7 protein-coding genes are annotated in these 8909 nt (G+C 69.8%); all 7 read right to left on the bottom strand.

The annotated features are described in order from the left end of the window. Window positions 1–51 precede the first annotated feature (51 nt). The 7 genes from CR917_RS23590 to gspK all read right to left on the bottom strand — a co-directional run bounded on the left by CR917_RS23590 (window position 52) and on the right by gspK (window position 8896). Window positions 52–1194, bottom strand: a complete 1143-nt coding sequence (locus CR917_RS23590; RefSeq protein ID WP_043860338.1) for a substrate-binding domain-containing protein — start codon at window positions 1192–1194, stop codon at window positions 52–54. Between the two features lie 349 nt (window positions 1195–1543). Next, complete coding sequence (gene gspF, locus CR917_RS23585) at window positions 1544–2749, bottom strand: type II secretion system inner membrane protein GspF (RefSeq protein WP_054916085.1); 1206 nt, start codon at window positions 2747–2749, stop codon at window positions 1544–1546. Continuing rightward, window positions 2749–4167, bottom strand: coding sequence for a type II secretion system ATPase GspE (gene gspE / locus CR917_RS23580; RefSeq protein ID WP_058541159.1), 1419 nt, complete (start codon window positions 4165–4167; stop codon window positions 2749–2751). The genes gspF and gspE overlap by 1 nt, the downstream gene beginning before the upstream one ends. Continuing rightward, complete coding sequence (gene gspD, locus CR917_RS23575; RefSeq protein ID WP_058541160.1) at window positions 4164–6515, bottom strand: type II secretion system secretin GspD; 2352 nt, start codon at window positions 6513–6515, stop codon at window positions 4164–4166. Before gspD ends, gspE begins: the two co-directional genes overlap by 4 nt. Further along, a complete protein-coding gene (gene gspM / locus CR917_RS23570; RefSeq protein WP_104573128.1) occupies window positions 6512–7030 on the bottom strand; it encodes a type II secretion system protein GspM in 519 nt (172 codons plus the stop codon). Before gspM ends, gspD begins: the two co-directional genes overlap by 4 nt. Next, window positions 7020–7967 (bottom strand): type II secretion system protein GspL, encoded by a 948-nt coding sequence (gene gspL / locus CR917_RS23565; protein ID WP_104573031.1) that lies wholly within the window; start codon window positions 7965–7967, stop codon window positions 7020–7022. The genes gspM and gspL overlap by 11 nt, the downstream gene beginning before the upstream one ends. After that, window positions 7964–8896: a type II secretion system minor pseudopilin GspK gene (gene gspK, locus CR917_RS23560; RefSeq protein WP_100633789.1), complete on the bottom strand. Its 933-nt coding sequence runs from the start codon at window positions 8894–8896 to the stop codon at window positions 7964–7966. Before gspK ends, gspL begins: the two co-directional genes overlap by 4 nt. Window positions 8897–8909: the final 13 nt, after the last annotated feature.

Raw genomic sequence — 8909 nt, 5'->3', positions numbered from 1 at the left:
TAACGGCGCGAGCCGTTACCGACGGGGTACAGCGACAGGCGTCGGCGCGGCTTAGGCCGGGCGACCCTGGGTGTTGCACACGCTGAGGTTGTTCACGCCCAGTGCGCCGGACTGGTTGGCGAACTGCAGGCGAACGGCGTTTTTCCAGGCTGGGCTCAACGGGATCAGCTTCTGCGCGATGATGGCCGCATCGTTGTTGGTGGTGGCGCCGTAATGACGGTTCAGGAAGGCGACGACGGCGGTGCCGTCTGCGGCGTCCTTGTAGCACTGACCGAAGATCAGGTTGGTGTAGGCAACGATGGAGTAGCCGGTGGCCGGGTTGGCCAGCACCGGGGCCCAGTTCTGCGGAATCGCGCGTGCGGCGGCGGTGGCCGGTGGCGCGGCGTTGGCCAGTGCAGTCTGCACGTTGCCGACGGTTGGCAGCAGGTTGTTGACGCGAGCGACCTTCGCGTTGTTGGTGGCATCCACGTCTTCAGGGCCTACATAGCCGATGGCGTCTTCGGTGCCGTACACCGAGGTCACGATATCGCCGCTCAGGGCAACACCCTGGAACGTGGCAGGCTCTGCACCGACCTGAGCGGTGGTGAAGGTGCTGCTGACGCCGAACTGGGTCGGGCACTGGCTGTTCAGGTGACGGGTGAAGATCTCGGAGGTGCCGCTGCTGCCGCTGCGGTAGAACACCTTGATGGCCTTGTTCGGGTAGCTGGCGTCGATCTGGTTCCAGTTGCTGATCGAACCCGAGAAGATCCCGCACAGCTGGGCGCTGGTCAGGTTCAGGTCGTTGACGGCAGTGCCGTTGGCCAGCTTGAGGTTGTACGGGATGGTGACCGAGGTGGCTGCCGACGGAACCTGGATCAGCGGGCCCCACTTGTTGGCGACGTCGTTGCCGGCGCTGTTGTGGTCCAGGTTGTAGGTGTTGATTTCCGCATCGGAAAGGATCGAGTCGCTGCCTGCGAAATCGACGGTCACACCGGCGGGCTTGTTGATATCGGCGGCACGGTTGAACAGGAAAGCCGACTTGCCTTTACCGCTGCCAACACCGGTGTAGGTGTCGAAACCGGCGCCCAGTACGCCTGGGGTGGTGTACAGGCCTTGTGGCAGGGTGGCACCGCCACCGACAACCGCTGCCATCGATTGAGCCGAAGCCAGTGCGGCAACAGCCAGCGAGGCTGCGATCATAGTGCGCTTAAACATGAAGAAGCTCCTTTCGTCGTGTTCGTACGTTGAGGTGAGTCGCGCTTGCATGTCACGATGGCGTGGCGCAGCGCCTTGATCCAGAGGGCTTGCTGGCCGATCCACGAGGCTTAGGTTGGCAGTGCGCGGTGACAGTCAGAGGAAAAAACATCGGGAGCTTGGCGGGGGATTTCTCGGGTGTTTTCAAGGCCGCAGTGCGGTCCTTCGCCGGCAAGGCCGGCTCCTACAGGGGTTGGTGTGATCCTGTAGGAGCCGGCCTTGCCGGCGAAGGCGTCAGCCGCAACACCGCAGCAACCTCCCGGATTCACCACCCGGCCGACTCGGGTGTTCACCCCGCGCAAGAAACAATTCACTGCACCAGCTGGTTGATCTCGATGATCGGCAGCAGCACCGCCATCACGATCAGCAGCACCACCGCACCCATCACCACGATCATCAGCGGCTCCAGCAATGCGGTCATGCCCATCGCTCGGCGCTCGATGTCCTTGGCCAGGCTCTGCGCCGCGCGGTCGAGCATCGGCGGCAGGTTGCCGGTCTTCTCGCCGCTGGCGATCAGGTGGATCAGCAAGGGCGGGAACACCTTCTCCACCGCCAGCGCCGACGCCAGCCCCACGCCTTCGCGCACCCGCGCCGTGGCCTCGCTCACGCACTGGTCGAGGCGGTCGTTGGCCAGGGTCTGGCGCGCCGCCTCCAGGGCCCGCAGCAACGGCACCCCGGCACTGCCCAGAATCGCCAGGGTCGAGGCGAAGCGTGCGGTGTTCAGGCCCAGCACGAAGCGCCCCAGCAACGGCAGGCGCAGCACCCGGCTGTGCCAGGCCAGGCGTGCCGACGCGCCGCGCAGGTACACACGCCAGCCCCATGCCCCGGCCACCAGCACGATGAAACACAGCCAGCCCCAGGCCCGGATGAAGTCGCTGGCGTTGAGCATCGCCAGGGTCAGCCCCGGCAGGTCCTGGCGCGCCTGGGTGAAGGCGCTGACCACCTGCGGCACCACGTAGCTGAGCAGAAAGATCACGATGCCGATCGACACCAGCCCGACCACGCCGGGGTAGATGAACGCGGTGAGGATCTTGCCGCGCAGGGTGTTGCGGTCTTCGATGTAGTCGGCCAGGCGCTCCATCACCTGGGCCAGGTCGCCGGACTCCTCCCCCGCCGCGATCAGTGCGCGGTAGATCTCGGGAAAGTCCCGCGGGCGCGCCGCCAGTGCGTCGGCCAGGCGCATGCCGCTGCGCACGTCGCCGCGCACCGCGCCCAGCACCTGGGCGATGTGCTTGCGTTCGGCCTGCTCCAGGGTCGCGCTCAGGGCGCCCTCCAGCGGCAGCCCGGCGGCCAGCAGGCTGGCCAGCTGGCGCGTGGTCCAGGCCAGGTCCGCATCCGACAGCTTGCTGGCGAACAACCCGCCGCCGGCACTGGCGGCAGGCTCCGGCTCGACCTGCAAGGCGCTCAGGCCCAGCCCGCGCAATTGCCCGATCACCGCCGCCGGGCTGTCGGCCTCCAGCTGGCCACGGCTGATGCGCCCCTGGGCATCGGCGGCTTCATAACGGTATCGGCTCATCAGGCGTCCCGGGTCACACGCAGGATTTCTTCCACGGCGGTACTGCCGCTGTCGACCCAGCGCTGGCCGTCCTCGCGCATGCTCAGCATGCCGGCCTGGCGCGCTGCGGCGCGCAGGGCCTGTTCGTCGGCGCCCTGGTGGATCAGGCCGCGAATCGGGTCATCGATGCAGAACAGCTCGTGGATCCCGGTACGCCCGCTGTAGCCGGTGTGGTTGCAGTTGGCGCAGCCATGGGGGCGAAACTGGCCGGGGGCATTCGGGTCGGGCTGACGGCAGTGCGGGCACAGCCGCCGTACCAGGCGCTGGGCCAGCACGCCGAGCAGCGCCGAGGCCAGCAGAAAGGGTTCCACGCCCATGTCGAGCAGGCGGTTGACCGCCGACACGGCGTCGTTGGTGTGCAGCGTGGCCAGCACCAGGTGCCCGGTGAGCGAGGCCTGCACCGCGATCTGCGCAGTCTCCAGGTCGCGGATCTCGCCGATCATGATGATGTCCGGGTCCTGGCGCAGGATCGCGCGCAGGGCCACGGCAAAGGTCATGTCGATGCGCGCATTCACCTGGATCTGGCTGATACCCGGCAGGTCGTATTCCACCGGGTCCTCGACGGTGAGGATGTTGCTGACGCTGGCATCGAGCCGCGCCAGCGCCGCGTACAGGCTGGTGGTCTTGCCGCTGCCGGTGGGCCCGGTGACCAGCACGATGCCGTGCGGCTGGCGAATCAGCACGTCCAGGCGGGCCAGCAGCGCCGGGGCCATGCCCAGGGTTTCCAGTTGCAGACGCCCGGCCTGCTTGTCCAGCAGGCGCATCACCACCCGCTCGCCATGCCCGGTGGGCACGGTGGACACACGGATATCGATGGGCCGGCCAGCCACGCGCAGGGCGATGCGCCCGTCCTGGGGCAGGCGTTTTTCGGCGATGTCCAGCTGTGCCATGATCTTGATCCGCGACACCAGCGCCGCGTGCAGCGCCTTGCGCGGCGAGACCACGTCGCGCAGGGTGCCGTCGACCCGGTAGCGCACCACCGAGTGGGTCTCGAAGGGTTCGATGTGGATGTCGCTGGCCTCGTCGCCGGCAGCCTGGGTCAGCAGCGCGTTGATCATGCGGATCACCGGCGCGCCGTCCTGGGTGTCGAGCAGGTCGGTGATCTCGGGCATGTCCTGCATCAGGCGGTCGAGGTCGACATCGTTCTCGGCCGCGCCGACCGCCGCTGCGGCGCCGCCGTTGTCGCTGTAGGCGCTGGTCAGCAGGCGGTCGAGCTCGTCTTCGCTGACCTGCTCGGCGGCCTGCTCGCCGAACTGGCGGCGCACCTCGCCCAACGCCCAGGCCGGGGTCGAGGGGCACAGGCGCAGCGGCGCGGCGTGCTCGCCGGCCAGCAGCACCACACGCTGGGCCTTGGCCCAGGCGTACGGCAGGCGGCTCACCGGGCAACCCCGACTTCATCCAGCGGCACGGCGCGGATCGCCGCACGCGGGGTGCCGATGGCCGCGCCCGCGCGCGGTACGCCCTGCTCGGCGCTGGGCAGCAGCGGCATCTGCGCGTCCGGCAGTGCCCAGGAATGGGCCGGCTTGAGCCCGCCCTGGGCACGGCGGATGAAATCGTAGCGGTTGAGGGTGATGCTGCGCCCCACCTCGGCATCGCGAATGATGTAGGGGCGCAGGAACACCATCAGGTTGGTCTTGCTGGTGGCGCGGCGCTCGTTGCGAAACAGCACGCCCACCCCCGGCAGGCTGGAAAGAAACGGAATGCCGTCGTTGGCCTGGGTGTAGCCGTCCTGCAGCAGGCCGCCGAGCACCATGATCTGGCCGTCGTCGAGCAGGATGCTGGTGTCGATGGCGCGCTTGTTGGTGACCGTGCCGGCGGCACTGGAGGCGCGTTCGTCGACGCTGCTGACCTCCTGGTAGATGTCGAGCTTGACCGTGCCGCCTTCGGAGATCTGCGGGCGCACGTTGAGCTTGAGCCCCACCTCTTCGCGCTGGATGGTCTGGAACGGGTTGTTGCTGGTGCCGCCGCCATCGGTGACGTACTGGCCGCTGACAAAGGGGATGGTCTGGCCGACGAAGATGCTCGCCGCCTCGTTGTCCAGGGTCAGCAGGTTGGGCGTGGACAACACGTTGCTGCCGCCCTTGCTGGTCAGGGCGCGGGCCAGCACCTTGAGGTCGAGCACCTCGCCGATGCCGGGGATGTTCACCGTGCCGTCCACCACGCCCACGCTCAGGCCGGGGGGCAGCGCGTCGATGCTGTTCCTGGCACCGCGATTGAACCCGGCACCGCCCAGGTTGGCGCCGCCGAACACGCCGTTCTTGCCCAGGTTGCCGGCCTGCCACTGGATGCCGAATTCGTTGGCGTCGTCTTCGCTGACCTCGACGATCAGGCTTTCGATCACCACCTGGGCGCGGCGCTGGTCGAGCAGGTCGATCACCTCGCGCAGGTTGCGGTACAGCGGGTCGGGTGCCGAAATCAGCAGGGTGTTGGTGGTGGCGTCGGCCTGGATGGTCACCCCGCCGGCGGAAAACGCGGTGTTCTGCTCGCTGCCCTGCGAACCGTTGCCATAGGCGTTGCCGGCCTGGCCGAGGCTGGCCCCGTAGGTGGCGGCTGGCGGGGTGGCGCTGGTGGTCTGCGCGGTGTTCGCCGCCGCGCCGCTGCCGTTCTGCTTGCCTGCCAGCAGGCCACCGCCGCTGAGCCTGGCGCGGGCGTCGTCACCGCTGCTGCTGTCGCTCTCGCCGGTGAGCAGCCCGCGCAGGGCCTGGGCCAGCTTGCCGGCCTGGGCGTTGCGCAGGTACACCACGTGCAGGTTGCTGGGGTTGTTCTGTGCGTTGTCGAGCTTGTAGATCAGGTCGCGGGCCAGTTGCGTGCGCTCGGGGCTGCCGGCGCGGATCACCACGCTGTTGGAGCGTGGGTCGCCGATCACGCTGATCTTCTGGGTGGGATCGTTGCCCTGGGTTTCGAGCAGCTCCGAGACCATGGCCGCGATGTCGCTGGCGATGCCGTTCTGGATCGCCACCACGTCGGTGTCGATGGCGCTGGGGATGTCGATGCTGTCGAGCAGCCGGGCCACACGCTCGAGGTTCTCGGCATAGTCGGTGACCACCACGGTGTTGTTGCCGGGGTAGGCGTTGATCGGGTTGTTGGGCGACACGATGGGGCGCAGCACCGGGATCACGTTGACCGCGTTCTCGTATTGCAGGCGGAAGGTGCGGGTGAGCATGCCGGTGCCGGCATCCTTGCTGTTGATCGGCCCGCCCAGCAGCTTGGCGTCGGCCTCGGGCACCACCTGGCTGACCCCGCCCACGTCGACCACGCTGAAGCCCTGCATGCGCAGGGCTGCCAGCAGCATGGCGTAGGCACGTGTGGCCGGCACCTCGCCTTCGGACACCAGGGTCAGCTGGCCCTTGACCCGCGGGTCGACCAGAAACTGGCGCCCGGTGGCCCGCGACAGGGCGCGCACCACGGCCTGGATGTCGGCGTCGACGAAGTTCAGCTGCACCGGCTGGTCGCCCAGCGGGTTGCCCGGTGCGGCACTGGCGCTGCCATCGCTGTGGGGCCTGGCGCGGTGGGCGGGGGCACGCGGGGTCGGGCGCTGTGGCTCGACCCGCGCCTGCAGGCCGTGGCGTTCCAGGCTGGTCGGCCCGGGCTGCACGTTGGCCAGCGGTCGGCCCAGCTCGCTGCTGGCCAGTGGCTGCGCAGGCTGCTGGCTGCAACCGGCCAGGGCCAGTGCCAGTACCAGGGGAGCCAGGCCGGCCAGTCGGCGCGGCAGTTGGGTGCACATCATGACGATTCCTTAGCGCCTTGCGCCTGGTCCAAGCGAACGATTCCGGAGAACGACGCCGTGGCCGAGGGGTCGGCCAGCGGGTCGCGTTGCAGGCGGCTGTGCACCACCGTCAGGCCCAGTTGTGCGGGGGCCTGCAGCAGCCAGGCGGTGGCGGCCTCGGCGGGGGCCTGGGCAAGATCGAGCTGCCAGCCGCCCTCCACCGCCTGAAGCTGGTAATGGCCGCTGAGCCCGGCGTGCTCCAGGCTCTGGCGCAGGGCCGGCGCCTGTTGCGCGGCGCCCGGCAGTGAGGGGGCGTGGGCGAGCAGGCCGTCGAGGGTTTGCGCCTGGCTGCGCAGCCTGGGCGTTTCGGCCTCCCAGTGGGCGATGCGCGCCAGTGCCGGCTGCACCAGCACCAGCCACCACAGCGTGGTGCCCAGCAGCAGTGCGGTCAGGGCCACGGCGCGGCGCTCGCGCGCACTCAGGCCGTGCCACCAGGGGCGCAGGCGGCGCAGGGGGTGCCGTGCCTTACTCAACATTGGCCACCTCCTCGCCCGTGGCGGTCGCCGGGCGCAGGGTCCAGCCGTGGTCGCTGCTGCTGGCCTCGATGCCCTGTGCCGCCAGCCGGGTTTGCCAGGCGTTGTCGGCCGGGGGCCGTGCGGCGCCGGGCAGTGGCTGCAGGTCGAGCACGCCGTCGTGGTAGGTCAGTTGCTCGACTGCGCCGGCCAGAAACGGCATGGCGCTGCCGGCGGCCTGCAGCAGGTGGTTGAAGGGTGCGACCGCGCCATTGTCGCCGGCGGCGAGCTGCTGGCGTACCTGTTGCAGCGGGTTGAGGATCACCTGCAACTGCGGGTAGGCAGCGCGTACCTGCTGGTGCATGTGCTGGCGCAGTTGCTGGCCGGTGTCGGCCAGCCGCGCGGCGTAGAGGTTCAGGCCCAGGGTCCAGATCATGGCGGCGCTGGCGCACAGGGCGAGTGCCCGTGGCCAGCCGTGCTGTGCGGCGCCAGGGGCGCGCAGGCCGCTGTGCAGGCTCGCCACCGGGCATGCGCCGGCCCTTGCCGGGGTCGGGTACAGGCCCCGGGGTTTGAGGCCGGCATTCGACAGCCACTGCGCCAGGCCCTGCAATGCCGCCTGCCCCAGCCATGCCACCGCCACCTTCCCGTCCGCTGCCCGTGGCCCGTGGGCGATATGCACGGCGCGCACATCGCCCAGTATCAGGCCCTGCGCCGCGCACTGCACCGCCGCCCCCAGGCGCGCTGCCGGCAACGGCGGCAGTACCAGCTCGGTGCACAGGCTGTCGTCCGGGTGCAGCCACGCCAGCACCTCGCGGCCCCGCGCCAGGCTCTTGAGCTGCGCCTGCGCCGCCTCGCCCTCGGCCTCGGTCCGGCCCTGGCGGTCCAGTTGCCGATAGCCGACCCGCGCCCCGTCCTCAAGCGCCGCCAGCCGCGGCAATGCCATGTGCAGTTGTGCCTTCATGCGCCCACCCGTGCCCAGACAACCTGTGCCAGGGGCGCCTGCCCGCGCAGCAGCAGCGCCTCCAGGCGCACCTCGCGCGAGCCGCTGCGGGCCACGCCGTGCAGGCGGAACCAGTCGCTGGTAATGCCCACCGGCACGCTTTCGAGCACCACGTGGGGCATCTGCAGGCGGTTGACGAAATCCCCGCGGTTGACGAACCAGCGCCCGCCGTCGCGCTCGGCGATCAGCTGGCGCGCCTTGTCTACGCTCAAGCCCGGCACCTGCGCCGCCAGCACCTCGGCCGACGCGGTGTTGCCATTGATCCAGGTGTTGGCCGGCAGCACCGTGGCCACTCGGCGCAGGCGCGCCAGCCCTTCGGCATCCAGCCCCGGCACGGCCAGCTGGTCGAGGCTGCGCAGCATCGGCCGGCGTGCCGGCACCGGGCGCGAGGCGGCACCCGGCGAGGTTGCGCGGCCACTGTCGAAGCCGTGCACCGCCTCGGCCACGGGCGCCTGCCGGCGCGGGTAGCCGTCGATCACCCGCGCCGCGATCGCCTGCGCCACCGGCGCGGCCAGGCCGATCAGTGCACACAGGCGCTCGAAGGTGGCCAGGGCCTGCGCGTCGGGTTGCTCTTCGACCACCAGGTTGCGCAGGTTGAACTTGCCCTGCTCGTCTTCCAGCCGGCCCTGAAACACCGCGCCGTGCTCGCCCACCGGCAGGCCGGCGATGGGGCGCGCCCAGCCCTGGTCGAGGCGTACCAGCGGGTCGACGCGGCGCTGCTCGGCCAGTACCTCACGGCTCCAGGCCAGGCCCGCCTGCAGCACGCCCTGCCCCTGGGCACGCTGCTGCAGGCTTTCCAGCTCACGGGTGAATACGCTCTGGCGGCTGATCATGCCCGCTGCGATCACCGCCACCACGGCGGCTATCAGCAAGGCACTGATGATCGCCATTCCGCGTTGCTGC

This window comes from Pseudomonas sp. BRM28 (assembly GCF_002939405.1).
Classification (GTDB): domain Bacteria; phylum Pseudomonadota; class Gammaproteobacteria; order Pseudomonadales; family Pseudomonadaceae; genus Aquipseudomonas; species Aquipseudomonas palmensis.
This window is presented reverse-complemented; position numbering and strand designations above follow the sequence as displayed.

Coding starts and splice junctions, on each gene's coding strand:
- gspF (WP_054916085.1), bottom strand. CDS start 2,749: ATGAGCCGATACCGTTATGAAGCCGCCGATGCCCAGGGGCGCATCAGC.
- CR917_RS23590 (WP_043860338.1), bottom strand. CDS start 1,194: ATGTTTAAGCGCACTATGATCGCAGCCTCGCTGGCTGTTGCCGCACTG.
- gspD (WP_058541160.1), bottom strand. CDS start 6,515: ATGATGTGCACCCAACTGCCGCGCCGACTGGCCGGCCTGGCTCCCCTG.
- gspL (WP_104573031.1), bottom strand. CDS start 7,967: ATGAAGGCACAACTGCACATGGCATTGCCGCGGCTGGCGGCGCTTGAG.
- gspK (WP_100633789.1), bottom strand. CDS start 8,896: ATGGCGATCATCAGTGCCTTGCTGATAGCCGCCGTGGTGGCGGTGATC.
- gspM (WP_104573128.1), bottom strand. CDS start 7,030: ATGTTGAGTAAGGCACGGCACCCCCTGCGCCGCCTGCGCCCCTGGTGG.